Source organism: Roseiterribacter gracilis (genome assembly GCA_018332375.1).
Taxonomy (GTDB): Bacteria; Pseudomonadota; Alphaproteobacteria; order BOG-932; family Roseiterribacteraceae; genus Roseiterribacter; species Roseiterribacter gracilis.
Window position 1 is genome coordinate 2,207,482 of the sequence record BOPV01000001.1, and the last position, 18,609, is coordinate 2,226,090.

The following is an 18,609-nucleotide window of genomic DNA, read 5'->3' on the forward strand; positions in this document are numbered from 1 at the left end:
CGATGCGTGCCGACGCACGCGGGGGAGGACGTTTATGCGGCTGAAGCCTTTTGGCGCCACGGGACATGTTCTGTGGCTGCTCTGCCTGATGTACGCGATCACCTATATCGACCGCGTCAACGTCTCGACCGCAGCTGTACAGTTCAAAGCCGAACTCGGTTTGGACAATACGCAAGTCGGCCTGGTCTTCTCCTTCTTCGCTTGGCCGTATCTGATCTTTCAGGTCATCGGCGGCTATATCGGCGACAAGTTCGGCGCGCGTCGCGTGCTGACTGTCTGCGCGCTGATCTGGGCCACCGCGACCTTGGCGACCGGCTTTGTCGGCGGTCTGACCTCGATGTTGGTTGCGCGCTTCTTTCTCGGTCTTGGCGAAGGCGCAACCTTCCCGACCGCGACGCGCGCAATGTCGACCTGGACGCCGAAAGAAGATCGCGGCTTCGCGCAAGGCATCACCCACGCTGCTGCGCGTCTCGGCAATGCAGCGACGCCGCTGCTCGTGACCTGGTTGATGGTCGCCTATACGTGGCGCGGATCGTTTTGGATCCTCGGCGGCATCAGCCTGCTGTGGGCGCTCTATTGGGGCTATTACTTCCGCGACAATCCGGCTGAGCACAAAAACATCACGCCGGCAGAAATCAGCACGCTGCCGACCTTGGGTCAGGCGCGCGAGAAAGTGCGGGTGCCGTGGCTGGCGCTGGCCAAGCGCATGGCGCCGGTGACCTTCGTCTATTTCTGCTACGGCTGGACCTTGTGGTTGTTCCTGTCGTGGGTGCCGCAATATTTCCAGCACTCGTTCGGCGTCGACATCAAAAAGGCCGCCATCTTTGCGGGCATCAGCCTGTTCGGCGGCGTGGTCGGCGATACGTTGGGCGGCGTCATCAGCGACTGGCTGTTGCATCGCACCGGCAGTCTCAAAATTGCACGCCGCAACGTCGTCATCTTCGGCTTCCTTGGCATCTTCCTGTCGCTCGTGCCGATGCTGCTTGCACCGAGCGTCGAAGTCGCAACCGCCAGCCTGTTCTTCGGCTTCTTCTTTGCCGAGATCTGCATCGGTCCGATGTGGGCGATCCCGATGGACATCGCGCCCAAATATTCGGGCACGGCATCTGGCTTGATGAATACGGGGTCCGCCTTCGCTGCGATCGTGTCGCCGGTGATCGGTGGCTGGATCATCGACTCGACCGGCAATTGGGACTTGCCGTTCGTCGGATCGATGGTGCTTGCGCTGGTCGGCGCCACCTTCGCGTTCACCATGCGGCCTGAGCGCGGCTTTACCGAACCGGGAGCACCCGCAACCACCGGCGCACACGCGGTCGCGCGCAGCTAAATTTTCAGGTCCATGTAAGGAACGCATCGCGCCAAACGGTCGTCCGTGTCTAGACTGTAAAAAACGAGTCTGGACGGGAGGACGAGATGAACGCGCGTTTTGTTGCGGCGCTTTTCGGCGCGGCCTGTTTTGCGAGCTTGCCCGCGCTTGCAGCATGGGAACCAACCAAGCCGGTCGAGTTTGTCGTGCCGGCGGGTGCGGGCGGCGCGTCCGACCAGATGGCGCGCACGATTCAGGGCATCGTGCAGAAATATAATCTGATGAAGCAGCCCTTCATCATCGCGCTCAAAGGCGGCGCGTCCGGCGCCGAAGGGCTGATGGCGATGAAGCAGGCGGCGGGCGATCCGCACAAAATCATCGTCGCGCAATCGAGCCTCTACACGATTCCGTTCGCGACCAACCTTCCCTTCTCGTGGAAGGATTTGACGCCGGTCACCTTGATGGCGATGGACGAGTTCGTGCTGTGGGACAATGCCGAGCTTCCCTACAGAACGACGGCGGAGTTTCTCGCAGCCGCCAAGAAAGTCAGCGCGACCGAGCCGATGAAAATGGGCGGTACCGGTTCGAAGCGCGAGGATCACATCCTCACCGCCTTCATCGAATCCAAAGCCGGCGTGAAGTTCGCGTACATCCCGTACAAGTCGGGCGGCGAAGCAGCGACGCAGCTAGTCGGCAAACATACCGACGCCAACGTCAACAACCCGTCCGAGAATATTGCGCAGTGGCGCGCCAACCAGGTGCGTGCGCTGTGCGTGTTCGACAAGGAACGCCTGCCCTACAAGGCGAAAGTCACCGAGACGCAAAGCTGGGCCGACATTCCGACCTGCAAGGAAACCGGACTCGACATCGACTATCTGATGTTGCGCGGGATTTTCATTCCGGGCGGCGGTACCGCGGAGCAAGTCGAATTCTATGACCAGCTGATGCGCAAAGTCGCCGCGACTGCGGAATGGAAAGACTACATGGAGAAGAATGCGCTGAAAGAAGCGCCGTTCGGTCCGGCGGCGTTGAAAGCGTTCCTCGAAAAAGACGAACCGCTGCACAAGCAGCTGATGACCGAAGCCAAGTTCCTGGCGGCGCCGTAACATGAGTCGTGGCGAAGATGCGGTCGTTTCGCGGCGGACCGTCGAACTGTTCGTCAGCGGTCTGCTGAGCATCGTCGGCATCGGGCTCGCGATTTCGAATTGGAAGCTGGGAGCAAGCTGGGCTGCGGACGGACCGCAGCCCGGCTATTTCCCGTTCTTGTTGTCGACGATGCTGGCCTTGGCGTCGCTGTACGGCGTGTTCGACGCGTTGCGCGGCCGGCACGGCGCACGCGGCGACGCCGCCTTTGTCAAACGCGACGAATTCGTGCGCGTGCTGCAAGTGTTGGTGCCGACCATTCTGTTCTGCCTCGCGACCGAGTTTCTCGGCATCTATGTCGCGGGGTTTCTGCTGATCGCAGGCTTCATGCGGTATATCGGCGAGTCGCGCTGGATTTCCTGCGTCGCGGTTGCGCTGGTGCTGATGGCATCGCTGTTCTGGTGTTTCGAAATCGAATTCCAGGTGCCGATGCCGAAAGGCCCAATCGAAGACCGGTTGGGCTACTGACCATGGACGGCACGGCGATCGACTCCCTGCTGCACGGCTTTGTCGTGCTGCTGACTTTCAAGAACATGCTGCTGATGATGGTCGGGATCATTCTCGGCATTTTCGTCGGCGTGCTGCCGGGTCTGGGCGGACCCAACGGCGTTGCGCTGTTGTTGCCGCTGACTTTCACGATGGATCCGACCGGCGCCATCGTGCTGCTGTCCTGCATCTATTGGGGCGCGCTGTTCGGCGGCGCCATCACCTCGATCCTGTTCAACATTCCCGGCGAAGCCTGGTCGGTTGCGACGACGTTCGACGGCTATCCAATGGCGCAGCAAGGGCGCGCGGGCGAAGCGCTGACCGCGGCCTTCACCGCATCGTTCTTCGGTGCGCTGGCAGCCGTGTTGCTGATTACGTTTCTGGCGCCGCTGGTCGCGCGCTTTGCGTTGCGCTTTGGGCCGCCGGAATTTTTCGCGGTCTATTTCCTGACCTTCTGCAGTTTCGTCGGCATGGGCAAAGAAGCCCGCCACAAGATTCTGATTTCGATGCTGATCGGTTTTCTGCTGGCTGCGGTCGGCATGGATACGGTGGGCGGATCGTTGCGCATGACGTTCGGCTTTTCCGATCTGCTGCGCGGCTTTGATTTTCTCGTCGCCGTGATCGGTCTGTTCGGCCTGTCAGAAATTCTGCTGACGATGGAAGAGAAGCTGGCCTTCGAGGGCAAGCAGGCGAAGCTCGATCTCAAAGTCGTGTGGCGCACCTGGAAAAGCTTGCCGCGCTATTGGGCGACGTTGATCCGCAGCGCGATCGCCGGTTGCTGGCTCGGCATTACGCCGGGCGGTGCGATTGCGGCGTCGTTCATGGGCTACGGGCTCGCCAAACGTTTCTCGCGCGATCCCGACAGTTTCGGCACCGGCCGTATCGAAGGCGTGTTGGCGCCGGAAACTGCGGCACACGCAGCGGGCACGTCGGCCTTGTTGCCGATGTTGGCGCTCGGCATTCCGGGATCAGGCACCGCCGCTGTGTTGTTGGGCGGTTTGATGATCTGGGGTTTGCAGCCAGGGCCGTTGTTGTTTGTCGAGCATGCCGACTTTGTCTGGGGCCTGATCGCGTCGATGTATCTCGGCAATATCGCGGGGCTGATCCTGGTGCTGGCGACGGTGCCGTTGTTTGCGGCGATCCTGCGCGTGCCCTTTCCCACCATCGCGTCGAGCGTGATCGTCTTATGTGCAATCGGCGCCTACGCGGTGCATGGCGCGGTGTTCGACATCTGGTTGATGGTGCTTTTCGGCGTCGTCGGCTACGTGTTCAAAAAACTGAACTACCCGTTGGCACCGTTGGCGTTGGCGCTGGTTCTTGGCGACCGGGCCGAAGACGCGTTCCGTCAGACGATGATTGCATCGCGCGGAAATCTGACCGTGTTCTGGTCGAACAGCCTGGTCGGGTCGATCACGAGCTTGGCGTTGCTGCTGCTGTTGTGGCCGGTTCTGTCGGACATCATGAAGCGGCTGCGAAAATCGGGGGATGGGGTGCCGACCGGGGCCGCTTCGGGGTAAGGTCCGCCCCAACCAAAACGAACCTGGACCTATCGATCATGACCGAGAGTGCGAGCGCGGCTGCGCACCAGCTGCTGGAAGTACGCGCCGGACGCAGTGCGCCGCTCAGCGTACTTGCCAACGCGCCGAACGATGCAAGCGAAGCGTTGGAGGTGCAGAAGCTTGTGCTTGCGTCGATCGGACCGGTTGGCGCGTGGAAAGTCGGCGCACCAGGCCCGGACGCAACACCGAACACCAGCCCACTGCCCTTGTCGGGCGTTCTGCCCAGCGACAGCACGGTGCGCACGCGCGTCGGCATCGTCGAAGGCGAGATCTGTTTCCGCTTGGTGCGCGATCTGCCGCCGCGCGAGGCGCCGTACGATGCGCAAGATGTGTTTGCAGCGATCGGTGGCTGCATGGCCGCAATCGAAGTGCTGGATTCGCGCTTCACCGATTTCGAGTCGCTGAAACTTCCGACCGCACTTGCCGACTTGCAGCATCACGGTGCGCTGGTTCTGGGCGAACCGGCCGAAGCCTGGTCGTTCGACATGTTCGCGTCGCTGGATGTCGAACTGAACATCACCGACGCGCCGGCGCTGCGCGCCTTTGCGTCGAACCCCGGCGGAACCGATCTCGCACGCTTGCTTGTCTGGCTCGCCAATAGTGACTCGGCGCGCGCGATGGGCGGGCTGCAAGCGGGCCAGTACATCACGACGGGATCCTGGACCGGCAAACCGGTCGTGCCGGATGGCGGCCGCGCCACGGTGCATTTCCCCGGCTTTCCGCCAGTCACCGCGACGATCGAGAAAGCATAAAAAGAAAAGGGGCCGGTTCGTTGAACCGGCCCTTTGTTTAGCGAGCGCGTTAGCGTTCGCGCGTCACCGAGATGTCGTAGCCGAGATCGTTGACGCGGATCAGATAGCCCAGACCCAGCGCCGACTTCTTCACGGTTGCGCGATCTGACCCGTCGCCGTTGAGACGGATCTTCGCATGTTCCTGGCTGCGCCAGACCATGCCGTTGTCGAGCACGAAAATCGGCTTGCCGTCGCTACCGAAACCGATCGACACCAGCTTGGCCGAAATCTGCGTAACCGCCGGTACGTCGGCGCCCGGAATTGCGGGCGTGCCTTTGCCGCTGCCGAAATCCTTGTCGGCGGTTGCCTTGCCGCCATTGCCGAACAGACCGAACAGCGAGAAGCCGTCATTCTTCTTCAGATCTTCGGCGAGGCCGACGACGGTGCGGTCGAAACAGGCCAGCCGTTCTTTCTCATTCGCGATTTCCTTGCATGCGACGACGTCGGCGGCACCGGCATGTGCCGCCTGCGGCAAAGCGAAGACGGTGCCGAGAAGAAGCAAGGCGGCGGCGGGGCGATACATGACAGTCCTGCTGGGTTCGTTGAATCGGGGCGGAGCATGCCGCCAGCGCCGCCAAAGCGAAAGGCGCCAAAAAGAAAGGCCGGCACAGTCGCCTGTGCCGGCCAGTCGTTGGTTCAGCCTGCCGCGCCGAAACGCGGCAGCCGGGCTTAGAACTTCACCGTCGTACCAAAGTAGAAGTACCGACCGATGTTCGAGTAGGTCGACGCCGAGTCACCCGTTGCCGAGTTACCCAACGACGCACCCGTCTGGTTCGAACCGCTGAACAGGAACGGCACCTGCGGCGGCTCTTTGTCGAACAGGTTGTTGATGCCCGCGAAGAACGTGAGGTTGTTCCAGCGGTACCGACCACCGAGATCGAAGTACCAGAACGGCTTGATGTCGTTGAAGTCAGCCGCCTCGAACCGGCCGGTCGCAACCGGCGTCTGGTTCGGGAAGGTTTCTGCGTTGCCGATGTAACGTGCGTTCAGCGACAGCGTCAGATCCTTGTAGTCCCAGGTCGTACGGATGTTGCCCTTCAAGGTCGGATAACCGACCACGCCCGAACGATAGAGGTTGAAGGTCGGATCGCCCGGCACCGCAATCTGGGTGTTCTGCGGCACCCAGGTCGCAAGACCCTGGATCGACAGTTGACCCATATTGTGCAGCCCGACGCGATCGAGATCGAACGAGTAGCTCACGTCGAAGTCGACGCCGCGCACCGACTCTTTACCGACGTTCACCGTCTGCGCCACCACCGTGCGAATCGAACCGTCGCGATTACGCGTGATGAGACCGCAGAACAGCGGGCTCGGCCCCGAACCGTCGACGCAGTTGTTGAGGATCGCGTTCTGCGACAGCGTCTGGATGCCGTCGCGGATTTTCACGAACCAATAGTCTGCGATGAAGGTGAAGCCAGGCACGAAGGTCGGCGTCAGCACCACACCGGCAGTCCAGGTGCGGGCTTTTTCCGGCTTCAGCAAAGGATTGCCGCCCGTACGGATCGGCGCCTGCGTGAAGTCGTTCTGGTTGTAGGCCGCCGGCACACCCAACGCGCGGCAGTTCGCGAGTCGGTTTGCAGGAGCCGGACCGTTGTTGATGTTCGTCGACGAGCACGGATCGGTATAGCCGAGGAAGTTATCGCCGAAGCCCGAGAAGAGCTCGTCGATATTCGGCGCACGAACCGCACGCGCGGTCGAAGCACGGAGTTTGACGTCGCTGGTGATCGCGTAATTGACCGCGACGTTCCAGGTGTTGGTCGCACCCGACGTCGAATAGTCCGAGAAGCGATACGCCATGTCGACGTCCAGCGCCTTCGCGAAGGGAAGATCGCGAAGAATCGGAACGCCCAATTCAGCGTAGTATTCGCGGACGTCGTAGCGACCCACGACCGGCGCGTTCTGGTTGCCCCAGAGCTGGCCCGATTGAGTCAAAAAGTCCGGCTGCGAATTGCCGTTTTCACGACGCCATTCAAAGCCAGCCGCGAAGCCAACCGGCGCCACGGTGCCCGAGAACGGAGTCGCGTACTTGAACACGTCACCCGACAAGTTGACGACCGCGTTCTTCTGATCGAGCACGTCGTTTTCGTGCGTCAGCGTGTAGGCGTAGTTGTACTGCGCCGGCGTCAGGCTGCCGACCTTGAACGGGTTGATCGGCACGCAGCCCTGGGCCTGCGCAGCCGGGTCACGGCAGACGATCTGGCCGGTGGCCGGATCGCGCACCGCATCGATCTGCTGGCGCAGACGATTTTCAACGCGGTCGATGTTGTAGAAGTTGGTGCTGTTCCGGCCGTAGTTGAAATACGTCTCGTATTTCCAGCCGTTCCACAACGTGCCGTTGAAGCCGACGACGGCGCGGAAATATTCGTAATTCGCCGTACCGGTACGTGCCGACCAGTCGTAGTTGGAACGCTGGATCGAGAAGTTGCCCGGCGCAATCGCCTTGAAGTTGGCCGGGATGAACGGGTTGTCCGACTTGATCAGCAGCGCGCTTTGCGCCGAGTCGTTGGTGATGTCGAACGGATCCGTCGCTGCCGGCGCACCGTTGTTGAAGTGACCGGTATTCGTCGCCGAGTTACGCGAGCTTGCGTATTTCACGTCGGCGAAGAAGTTCACCGTCTCGAGCGGACCAAGCTTGTTCGCCAGTTCGTAATTGACCAGCGTGTCGGCGATGATGCGCGTGTTCGGCGTGCGCAGCTGCAGCTGCGCGTTGGTGTTTTCACCAGCGCCGCCGGCACCGACCGTGGTGCCGATCGAGCCACCCAGGCGCGTGCCCGGCGGGTTGATCAACGTGCCGCGGTTGAAGCGGATCGCCGACGAACCGTCCGGCGTGAAAGTGTAGGCCAACGGACCGTTGCCATCGACCGCGGTGCGCACCGTCGCGTTCGGCGCGAAGACCGACGATTTGGTGCAAGCCTGCGTGATGTTGTTCGGGATCCCGTCCGTGCCTGTGAAGCTCGCCGGATTCGGGATCAGCGAGCGTCCGCAAGACGCATAGTCACGATCGGATCCGACAATGCCGGTGTCGTGGTTGTAGTCGAAGGCAAAGGTGATGTTGCCGCGCTTCGAACCGAAATTCTGACCGATCAGACCGTTGGCCGTGCTGGTCTTGGCATCGCCATGCCCCGACTGACCGTACTGACCGGTGAATTCGGCGCCTTCGTAGTTCTTCTTCAGAATGAAGTTGACCACGCCGGCAACCGCGTCGGCGCCGTACAGCGCCGAGGTGCCGCCGGTCACGATTTCAACGCGATCGATCAGACCGGGCGCGATGATGTTGGTGTCGACGAGCGACGTACCGCCCGAACCGTTACGACCCGACAGCGAACCGATATGACGGCGGCCGTCGACCAGGGTCAGGGTGCGATATTCACCGAGACCGCGCAGGTTGGTGAACGACACGCCGATACCGTTGGTGAAGCGCTGGTTGTTCGACGGCTGGAGGTTCACCTGGGTCTGCGGCAGCTGGCTCATGATGTCGACGGTGCTTTGCAGACCGGTCAACGCGATGCTCTCGCTGTTCAGAACCGTGACGGGGTTCGGCGCCGTGATCCCTGGCCGCGCGATGCGCGTGCCGGTGACGACGATTTCTTCAGTCTGCGCGGCAGCTCGATCGGCGCATAAGGCTGCGAGCAACGCGATCGCGGCCACCCCAGTGCGCCGGATCGACCGTTGGCGGCCGATTACGGACTCTCTCATCGTTGAAGACTCCCTAGTGCGAACTCGGCGCGGGGGCGCCGAGCACCCGCCGACTTGGCGTCGGTCGGGCGAAGGCGAGAGCCTTCCTCGCCGTTCGCACGCGGTAAAGAATGCGTGCTTTAAGTAACACTAGAAAGCCAAGACATGTGATCTGAGAGACACAGTCTTAAAACTGAGACGACAGAATCTTTCCTGGTGCGCGAGTAAGTGAATGGCTTCTTTCGTACCGCGCGCAACGACGGCGACAGAATTCGACCGCGATGCGTCTCGTCAAGAATGGTCAAACATCAGCCCGACTCGAACCCGCACGTAACAAAGTTCAGAGACGCACGCCGGCCAACGCCGCGAAGGATTCATTCGCTCCGTTCGCGATCTGAATCACTTCCTGTCGGAACGCACGCTCTGAACCGGAAGTTCTGTTGCGATAAGTACACACCCGGCTGAAAAGCTCGGCCGGAAGACCTGCAACGATTGAGCTTCCAGGTAACGCTCCGTCACATAGCCAGCTTCGGCTACGCCGCGAAACAAGCGGCGATCCGACCTGACGGATACGGGCTCTAGGGGAGACTCAGTGTGAAGCAGTTATTTGAGCTGCGCGCGGTTCGCGCGCTGTTGCTGGCGGGCGTTGCCTCGCTGGCGTATGCGGGCGAAGCGTACGCCCAAGCAACCGGACCAACCGAAGAAATCGTCGTTACGGGCTCGCGTCTGCGCCGTACCGGTGCCAGCGCACCGACGCCGCTGACGGTCGCCTCGGGCGAGTCGCTGCGCGCCACGGGCGGCATCAACATCTCGGATCTGCTGAGCCAGCTGCCGCAAGTCGGCGTCGGCACCAACCAGCAGAATTCGACCAACTCGGTCCGCAACGCCGGCCTGAACATTCTCAATCTTCGCACACTGGGTAGCGCGCGCACGCTGACCTTGATCAACGGCCGCCGTCAGGTCGGCGGTGGTCAGGGCACAGTGACGGTCGACACCAACACGATCCCGGTCTCGCTGATCGATCGCGTTGAAGTCGTCACTGGCGGTGCGACGGCCGTGTACGGCGCCGACGCCGTCTCGGGCGTGGTCAACTTCGTTCTGAAGAAGAACTACGAAGGCGCCGAAGTGGAAGCGCAGTACGGCGTGTCGGGTCACGGCGATGCCGAGACCTATTTCGCCAGCGCCACGATGGGCGGCAACTTCGGCGGCGGTCGCGGCAACGTCACGTTGAACGCGACGTACAATCGCGAACAGGGTCTGTTCGCGCCGCAACGCGACTATGCGATCACCAACCTGCAATCGGTCGTCTATCCCGGCAACGGCCGCCCGGCTGTGCCGGTGCGTGGCGACGGCATTCCCGATCGTATTCCGGTCGCGGGCGCACGCTTGAACCAGTACGCCGACACCGGGGCGCCGGTCATCGGCACTGCAATCGGCAGCAACGCCGCGTTCACGCAGGCCTTCTCGCCGTCGGGTCAGTTGATTCCGTTCAATCGCTTCGGCCAAGCCGATCTGTCGGGCAACTTGTCGCTCGGCGGTGACGGTCTCAACACCTCGAAGACGCAGACGCTGCGCGTTCCGACGCAACGCGGCCTGTTCCATCTGCAGGGCAATTACGAGATCTTCGAAGGCGGCGATTTCGTCAAGAACATGAACTTCTTCGCCGAGTTGAAATACTCGCGCAACAAGGCGAAGACGACGTCGTCGGGCACGTTCGAAGCGCCGGGCGCCTACACGATCCAGCGCGACAACGCCTATCTGCCGGCCGCACTGGTCGCGCAGATGACGGCGGCGAACGTCTCGAACTTCACCTTCTCGCGTTCGGACGACGATTTCGGCCTGCGCACCTATGAATCGGTGTTCCAGACCTATCGCGGCGTGATCGGCGTCAACGGCAAGTTCTGGAAGGACTGGAACTACGAAGCGTTCTGGAACTACGGCACGACCCGTTCGGACTTCACCAACTTCGATCGCATCCAGAGCAAGTATCTCGACTCGATCGACGCAGTCCGTCTGCCTGACGGCTCGATCGGTTGCCGTAGCGCAACCGCGCGTGCCAATGGCTGCTTGCCCGTCAATCTGATCGGTTACGGCCTCGCCAATCCGGCGGCGCTGCAATACTCGTATCTGTACACGGTCGAGCATGATCGCCTGACGCAGAACCAGGCCGTCCTCAACGTTGACGGCGACTTGTTCAGCTACGCCACGCCGTTCAGCGGCAAAGTGGACGCGATCAAGTTGGCGGTGGGTATCGAATATCGCCGCGAAGAGTCGCGCGCCAATCCGCAGGCCGAAGTCCAACAGGGCCTCGTCTTCGGTAACCGCCTCGCCTACACGGAAGGTCACTACGACACGAAGGAAATGTACGTCGAAACCGGCATTCCGGTTTTGCGTGACCTGCCCTTCGCCAAGGCCGTCGACGTCGAAGGGTCGTGGCGCTTCCAGGACTTCTCAACCACCAGCACCGACCAGAGCTGGGCGCTGCGCGGCGGTTGGGCGATCGACGACAACATCAAACTGCGTGCGTCGCGTTCGCGCGCGGTGCGTGCGCCGAACATCGGCGAATTGTTCGCGCCTGGTAGCGACAACTTCCAGGGCGTCAACGATCCTTGCGACGTGACGCGCATCAATGCGGGCAGCTTCCCGCAGAACCGTGCTGCCAACTGCCGTGCCGCCGGTATCCCGGCGGGCTTCATCCAGAGCACCGTGACCAAGTCGGTTCTGACCCAGGGCAATCCGAACCTGGCTGCAGAAAAGGCCAAGACCTGGACGGCCGGCGTCGTGTTGACGCCGACCTTCGTGCCGGGCCTGACGGTGACGGCGGACTGGTGGAACGTGAAACTGAAGGACGCGATCAACAGCTTCGCGTTCCAGTCGGTGGTCAACAACTGCTACGACGCAGCGTCGTTGGGAAATGCCTTCTGCTCGTCGGTCATTCGCGGCCCCGATCTGAACATTCGCAACGTGCTGGTGCAGCAGTTGAACGTCGCCAACTACCGGGCGCGCGGTCTCGACATGCAGATCACCTACTCCACGCCGCTGTCGCGTTTCGGCGCGCCGTCGTCTTGGGGCAACCTGACGCTCGACTTCCTGGGTTCGTACCTGTCGAAGAAGACGTTCGACCCGAACCCGAACGATCCGTCGCTGATCAATCGTGACGCGGGCGAATTGCCGGATCCGAAGCTGAAGTTCCGCCTCCAGGGCATCTACGAACTGGCCGAGTGGCAGTTCACCTGGACGACGAACTATCTCGGCCACATGGAGCTCGACAACGAAGCGTTCATCGAAGATCGCTTCCCGCACACTGTGCCGGATTACTGGCTGCACGCGCTGCGCGTTCAGTACGACTTCGGCAAGTACCAGGTGTATGGCGGCATCAACAACATCGCGGACAAGGAGCCGCCGTATATCCCGACCGTCTATCAGGGTATCGGCAACTCCTCGATCTACGACAACAAAGGCCGCTTCTTCTATGTCGGCGCCAAGGCTCACTTCTAAAGCCTAGCGTCAACGCAACTACGACGGCCGCCGGTACCCACCGGCGGCCGTTTTCTTTTGTGCGGTAGCGCCGCGCGACATCGCGACATTCGGCAAATCGAGCTTCGGCAAAACTCATTGAGACGCCGGTCGTCGCGCGCTTATTCCCACCGCAAAAACATTTTCCCGGGACCGACGCCGAGCGCCGCGGTGAATGGCCAAATTACGCGTTTTGGCGCGCGTACCTGTTGCACAATTGGCGCGTTGCAGGCGTCGGCGTTTTACGCGCTGCAACCTCGTCTTCTTTGCTCACGAATTGTCCCACAGCCCGAAGACACGCAGCGAACGCGTGCGCGGGCGGGTACGGCCGTTTGAACAAGGGGACGAAAATGGGAAACCGGACAATCCGGCGCGCAACGCGCGCGCTGGCCATCGCGGGCGTTGCATCGGCAGCGTTGATGGCCGATGCACAGGCCCAGCAAGCAGGGCCAACAGAAGAAATCGTCGTCACAGGTTCGCGTCTGCGTCGCACCGGCGCCAGCGCGCCGACGCCGCTGACGGTTGCGAGCGCTGAGTCGCTGCGCGCGACCGGCGGCATCAACGTCTATGACATGCTGGGCCAGTTGCCCCAGGTCGGCGTCGGCACCAGCCAGCAGAACACCACCAACTCGGTGCGCAACGCCGGCTTGAACATTCTGAATCTTCGTTCGCTGGGCAACGCGCGCACGCTGACGCTGGTCAACGGCCGTCGTCAGGTCGGCGGCGGTCAGGGCACGGTGTCGGTCGACACCAACACGATTCCGGTCGCGTTGATCGATCGCGTCGAAGTCGTCACCGGCGGCGCCACCGCGGTGTACGGCGCCGACGCCGTCGCCGGCGTCGTCAACTTCATCATGAAGAAGAATTACGAGGGCGCCGAAGTCGAAGCCCAGTACGGCATGTCCACACATGGCGACGCGCAGACCTACGATCTCAGCGCGACCATGGGCGGCAATTTCGGCGGCGGCCGCGGCAACATCACCATCAACGCCACCTACAATCGCGAAGAAGGCCTGTTCGGTCCCGACCGCGACTATGCCGTGTCGGAACTGCGTTCGGTGGTTGCCGGCGGCATCAATGGCCGTCCGCTGACCCCGGTGCGCGGCGACGGTATTCCTGACCGTATTCCGTTCAGCGGCACGCGCCTGAATCAGTTCACGCAGACCGGCGCACCGTTGATCGCAACCGCAATCGGCACGCGCGCGGCTTTCACGCAGGCGATTTCGCCGAACGGTCAGCTGATCTCGTTCGACCGGTTCGGCCAGGCCGATCTGGGCGGCAACGTTTCGCTGGGCGGCGACGGTCTCTCGACCGGCAAGACCGCAACCTTGCGCGTCCCGACGCAGCGCGGCCTGTTTCATTTCAGCGGCAATTACGAGCTGCTGGAAGATGGCGGCAGCCTGATCAAGACCGCGAACCTGTTCGCCGAGTTCAAATACGCGCGCAACAAGGCAAAGACGACCGCATCGGGTACGTTCGAGTCAGCCGGCGTGATGAATTTGCAGCGCGACAACGCGTTCCTGCCGGCCGCGTTGGTTTCGCAATTGACCGCCGCCAACCTGACGCAGTTCACCTTCTCGCGTTCGGACGACGACTTCGGTCTGCGTACCTTCGAAAGTCTGTTCCAGACCTATCGCGGCGTGATCGGTGTCAACGGCAAGCTGGGCAACGACTGGAACTACGAAACCTTCTGGAATTACGGCACGACGCGTTCGCAGTTCACCAACTTCGACCGTATCCAGAGCAAGTTCGCAGACTCGGTCGACGCGGTGCGTCTGCCCGATGGTTCGATCGGCTGCCGCAGCGCCGCCGCACGCGCCAATGGCTGCTTGCCGCTCAACCTGATCGGCTTCGGCATCGCCGACCCGCGCGCGATTGCCTATTCCTACACCAGCACAGTCGAGCATGACCGCCTGACGCAGAACCAGTTCGTGTTCAACACGGATGGCGATCTGTTCAAGTTCGCCACGCCGTTCAGCGGCAAGGTGGACTCGGTCAAGCTGGCGATGGGTATCGAATATCGCCGTGAAGAATCGAACGCCAACCCCGCCGCCGAAGTGCAGCAGGGTCTGGTGTTCGGCAACCGTCTCGCCTTCACCGAAGGCCACTACGATACGAAGGAAGCCTACGTCGAAACCGGCATCCCGGTTCTGCGCGACCTGCCCTTCGCCAAGGCCGTCGACGTCGAAGGTTCGTGGCGCTTCCAGGATTACTCGACCACCAGCACCGACCAGAGCTGGGCGCTGCGCGGCGGTTGGGCGATCGACGACAACATCAAACTGCGCGTGTCGCGTTCGCGCGCGGTGCGTGCGCCGAACATCGGCGAATTGTTCGCGCCTGGCAGCGACAACTTCCAGGGCGTCAACGATCCGTGCGATTCGACGCGTATCAATGCGGGCAGCTTCCCGCAAAACCGTGCGGCGAACTGCCGAGCCTTGGGCATTCCGGCGAACTTCACGCAAAGCACCGTGACCAAGTCGGTCATCGCGCGCGGCAACCCGAACCTGGCAGCGGAAAAGGCCAAGACCTGGACCGCGGGCGTGGTTCTGACGCCGACCTTCGTTCCTGGTCTGACGATCACGGCCGATTGGTGGAACGTGAAGATCCGCGACGCGATCGCGACCCTGGCCTTCCAGAACATCGTCAACAACTGCGTCGACGCGCAGTCGTTGAGCAACCCGTTCTGCTCGTCGGTCATTCGTGGCCCGGATCTGAACATTCAGAACGTGCTGGTGCAGCAGTTGAACATCGCCCGCTACCAGGCGCGCGGTCTCGACATGCAGATCACCTACTCGACGCCGCTGTCGCGTTTCGGCGCGCCGTCGGCCTGGGGCAACTTCACGTTCGACTTCCTGGGTTCGTACCTGTCGAAGAAGACGTTCGAGCCGAGCCCAAGCGATCAGTCGCTGACCAATCGCGATGCGGGTGAATTGCCGGATCCGAAGCTGAAGTTCCGCATCCAGGGCATCTACGAAGTCGGCCAGTGGCAGTTCACGTGGACGACCAACTATCTCGGCCACATGGAGCTGAACAACGAGGCCTTCATCGAAGACGCCTTCCCGCACACCGTGCCCGACTATTGGCTGCACTCGATCCGCGGCCAGTACGATTTCGGCAAGTACCAAGTGTTCGGCGGCGTGAACAACCTCGCCAACAAAGAGCCGCCGTATATCCCGGCGACGTATCTCGGCACCGGCGCCACCACCGGTTCGATCTACGACAACCGGGGCCGGTTCTTCTTCATGGGTGCCCGGGCGCAGTTCTAAGCCCGACCACCAAGCCAACGATGCGGCCGCCGGAGCAATCCGGCGGCCGTTTTCTCTGCCTGGGGCGGCAGCCCTGCGCCGCGGGCGGCTGGACGGGCCAAGAGGCTGGCTCTAGCTTCGCGCCGCTATGGAAAACGGCTTCGCCTATCGCCTCCCTGACGGGAAGGTTCTGACCTTCGACCACGCGCCCACCGGCGCCGAGATCGCCGCCGCGATCGGACCCGGCCTTGCCAAGGCCGCTCTCGCCATCAAGGTCGAGGGACAGATCCGCGACCTGGCGCGAACGATGGACACGCGCGAAGCCGCGATCGAGATCGTCACCCGCAAATCTGCCGACGCGCTGGACATCATCCGGCACGACGCCGCGCACGTGATGGCCGAAGCGGTGCAGGAACTGTTTCCCGGCACCCAGGTCACGATCGGCCCGGCGATCGAAAACGGCTTCTATTACGACTTCGCCCGCGACACGCCGTTCACGCTCGACGATCTGCCGAAGATCGAAGCAAAGATGCACGAGATCGTGAAGCGCAACGCGCCGCTCGAGCGCGAAGTGTGGGATCGCGCCGACGCCATCAAGTATTTCCGCGACAAGGGCGAGAAGTACAAAGCCGAGATCATCGAAGACCTGCCCGGCACCGAGACCATCACCGTCTATCGCCAGGGCGAATGGCTGGATCTGTGCCGCGGCCCGCATGCACCGTCGACCGGTTCGGTCGGCGACGCGTTCAAGCTGATGAAAGTGGCGGGCGCGTATTGGCGTGGCGATTCCAAGAACCAGATGCTGACCCGCATCTACGGCACCGCCTGGCGCGACAAGAAAGAGCTCGAAGCGCATCTGACGATGCTCGAAGAGGCGGAGAAGCGCGACCACCGCAAGCTGGGCCGCGAGATGGACCTGTTCCATCTGCAGGAAGAAGCAGCGGGTAGCGTGTTCTGGCATCCCAACGGCTGGACCATGTACCGCGCGTTGGAAACCTATCTGCGCAAGCGTCTTGAAACAGACGGCTACGTCGAAGTGAAGACGCCGCAGCTGTTTGAGAAGTCGCTGTTCGAAGCATCAGGCCATTGGCAGATGTACGGCCACGGCATGTTCAAGGTCGAAGTCGGCCACGGGCACGACCACGAACATGTGCAGACCTTCGGTATCAAGCCGATGAACTGCCCGGCGCACGTGCAGATCTACAATCACGGCATGAAGTCGTATCGCGACCTGCCGTTGCGCATGGCCGAATTCGGTTCATGCCACCGCAACGAACCGTCGGGCGCGCTGCACGGCATCATGCGCGTGCGTCAGTTCACGCAGGATGACGGTCACATCTTCTGCATGCCCGAGCAGGTCGTCGAAGAGAGCAAGCGCTTCTGCGCGCTGCTCCAGCGCGTCTATGCCGATTTCGGGTTCAGTGACGTGAAGGTGAAGCTGGCGCTGCGTCCCGACGTGCGCGCCGGCACCGACGAAATCTGGGACCGGGCCGAAACCGAGCTGCGCGACGCGGCGCGGCAGGCGGGGCTGGAACCTGAAGATCTGCCCGGCGAAGGCGCCTTCTACGGTCCCAAGCTGGAATACCACCTGACCGATGCGATCGGCCGGACCTGGCAGTGCGGGACGTTGCAGCTCGATTTCGTGCTGCCCGAGCGGCTCGACGCCGAATTCGTCGCCGCGGACAACAGCCGCAAACGCCCGGTGATGCTCCACCGCGCCATTTTCGGCTCGGTCGAACGCTTCATCGGCGTGCTGATCGAGCATTATGCCGGTCGCCTGCCCTTGTGGCTGTCGCCGACCCAGGTGGTGGTTGCGACAATTACGCAGGACGCTGACGGCTACGCCGAACAAGTCGCGGCGACGCTCGCGGCGAAGGGTCTGCGCGTCATCACCGACACGAGGAACGAGAAGATCAATTACAAGGTGCGCGAGCACATGGTGGCAAAACGGCCGATTCTTCTGGTGGTCGGAAAACGAGAGGCACAGGAACGAGCGGTCGCGATGCGCCGTTTGGGGTCCGAGAGCCAGACCGTTTTGCCGCTTGATCAGGCGATCGCCGACCTCGTTGCGGAGGCTGCGCCACCGCAGTGACCGGCCAATAAGCGGCATCGGCGCCACAGCGGTGGTCTTTTCGCACCAGCACACCTACCGCCGGGGCGCCTTCGACGCTATTTTCCCGCCCTCGGGCGACTTGCCTGAAACACGACCCGACCAACCGCTATAGGAGAGACGTCCATACCGCCCCGCTCTTTTTCCCGCACTGACGCCCCATCCCGCGACGGACCGCGGGTAAACTTCGAAATCAACGTGCAGACCGTCCGCCTTGTTGGCGCTGACGGGGAGATGCTGGGCGTGGTGCCGATCCGGCAGGCGCTTGCCGCCGCTGAAGAGGCAGGATTGGACTTGGTCGAGATCTCGCCGAACGCAGATCCGCCCGTTTGCAAGATCCTCGATTTCGGCAAATTCAAATACGAGCAGCAGAAGAAGCAGAACGAAGCTCGTAAGAAGCAGAAAGTCATCCTGGTCAAAGAGATCAAGATGCGCCCGAACATCGACGATCACGATTACGACGTGAAGATGCGCGCGGCCAAAGGCTTCCTCGAAGAAGGCGACAAGGTGAAAGTCACCATGCGCTTTCGCGGCCGTGAAATGGTGCACCAGGAAATCGGCCTCAACGTGCTGATGAAGGTGCGCGAACAGCTCGAGCCGCTGTCGAAAGTCGAAATGATGCCGCAGCTCGAAGGGCGGCAAATGGTGATGGTGCTGGCGCCGAAGTGACATGCTGAAAGCATGTCATCCCCGCGAAGGCGGGGATCCATCGCGCTACAAGCACAGATGTTGAATGGATGGCCGGGTTCGCCCGGCCATCTGCATTTTGAGGATCCGC

11 protein-coding genes are annotated in these 18,609 nt (G+C 62.0%); 9 read left to right on the forward strand and 2 right to left on the reverse strand.

Annotated elements, in window-relative coordinates; genetic code table 11:
* Positions 1 to 34 precede the first annotated feature (34 nt).
* The 5 genes from TMPK1_RS10910 to TMPK1_RS10930 all read left to right on the forward strand — a co-directional run bounded on the left by TMPK1_RS10910 (position 35) and on the right by TMPK1_RS10930 (position 5,246).
* Positions 35 to 1,327: an MFS transporter gene (locus TMPK1_RS10910; RefSeq protein ID WP_420243040.1), complete on the forward strand. Its 1,293-nt coding sequence runs from the start codon at positions 35 to 37 to the stop codon at positions 1,325 to 1,327.
* A gap of 86 nt (positions 1,328 to 1,413) precedes the next feature.
* Positions 1,414 to 2,412, forward strand: a complete 999-nt coding sequence (locus TMPK1_RS10915; RefSeq protein WP_420243041.1) for a Bug family tripartite tricarboxylate transporter substrate binding protein — start codon at positions 1,414 to 1,416, stop codon at positions 2,410 to 2,412.
* A gap of 1 nt (position 2,413) precedes the next feature.
* A complete protein-coding gene (locus TMPK1_RS10920; protein WP_420243042.1) occupies positions 2,414 to 2,917 on the forward strand; it encodes a tripartite tricarboxylate transporter TctB family protein in 504 nt (167 codons plus the stop codon).
* 2 nt (positions 2,918 to 2,919) lie between these two features.
* Positions 2,920 to 4,452 carry a tripartite tricarboxylate transporter permease gene (locus tag TMPK1_RS10925; RefSeq protein WP_420243043.1) on the forward strand — a complete coding sequence of 511 codons (1,533 nt, stop codon included), beginning with the start codon at positions 2,920 to 2,922 and terminating at the stop codon, positions 4,450 to 4,452.
* 38 nt (positions 4,453 to 4,490) lie between these two features.
* Positions 4,491 to 5,246: a hypothetical protein gene (locus TMPK1_RS10930; RefSeq protein ID WP_420243044.1), complete on the forward strand. Its 756-nt coding sequence runs from the start codon at positions 4,491 to 4,493 to the stop codon at positions 5,244 to 5,246.
* Positions 5,247 to 5,295: 49 nt separating this feature from the next.
* On the opposite strand, the gene TMPK1_RS10935 is transcribed toward TMPK1_RS10930, so the two are convergent.
* Together TMPK1_RS10935 and TMPK1_RS10940 are read right to left on the reverse strand one after the other, a co-directional pair.
* Positions 5,296 to 5,808: a hypothetical protein gene (locus tag TMPK1_RS10935; protein ID WP_420243045.1), complete on the reverse strand. Its 513-nt coding sequence runs from the start codon at positions 5,806 to 5,808 to the stop codon at positions 5,296 to 5,298.
* Positions 5,809 to 5,954: 146 nt separating this feature from the next.
* Entirely contained in the window at positions 5,955 to 8,981 is a 3,027-nt protein-coding gene (locus TMPK1_RS10940; RefSeq protein WP_420243046.1) for a TonB-dependent receptor domain-containing protein, read from the reverse strand.
* A 573-nt stretch (positions 8,982 to 9,554) separates the two neighbouring features.
* Here TMPK1_RS10940 and TMPK1_RS10945 point away from each other — a divergent pair.
* From TMPK1_RS10945 to infC, 4 genes are all read left to right on the forward strand, one after another.
* A complete protein-coding gene (locus tag TMPK1_RS10945; protein ID WP_420243047.1) occupies positions 9,555 to 12,458 on the forward strand; it encodes a TonB-dependent receptor domain-containing protein in 2,904 nt (967 codons plus the stop codon).
* Between the two features lie 368 nt (positions 12,459 to 12,826).
* Positions 12,827 to 15,742 carry a TonB-dependent receptor domain-containing protein gene (locus TMPK1_RS10950; RefSeq protein ID WP_420243048.1) on the forward strand — a complete coding sequence of 972 codons (2,916 nt, stop codon included), beginning with the start codon at positions 12,827 to 12,829 and terminating at the stop codon, positions 15,740 to 15,742.
* Between the two features lie 127 nt (positions 15,743 to 15,869).
* Positions 15,870 to 17,813, forward strand: coding sequence for a threonine--tRNA ligase (gene thrS / locus TMPK1_RS10955; RefSeq protein WP_420243049.1), 1,944 nt, complete (start codon positions 15,870 to 15,872; stop codon positions 17,811 to 17,813).
* Between the two features lie 144 nt (positions 17,814 to 17,957).
* Complete coding sequence (gene infC / locus TMPK1_RS10960; RefSeq protein WP_420245645.1) at positions 17,958 to 18,500, forward strand: translation initiation factor IF-3; 543 nt, start codon at positions 17,958 to 17,960, stop codon at positions 18,498 to 18,500.
* Positions 18,501 to 18,609: the final 109 nt, after the last annotated feature.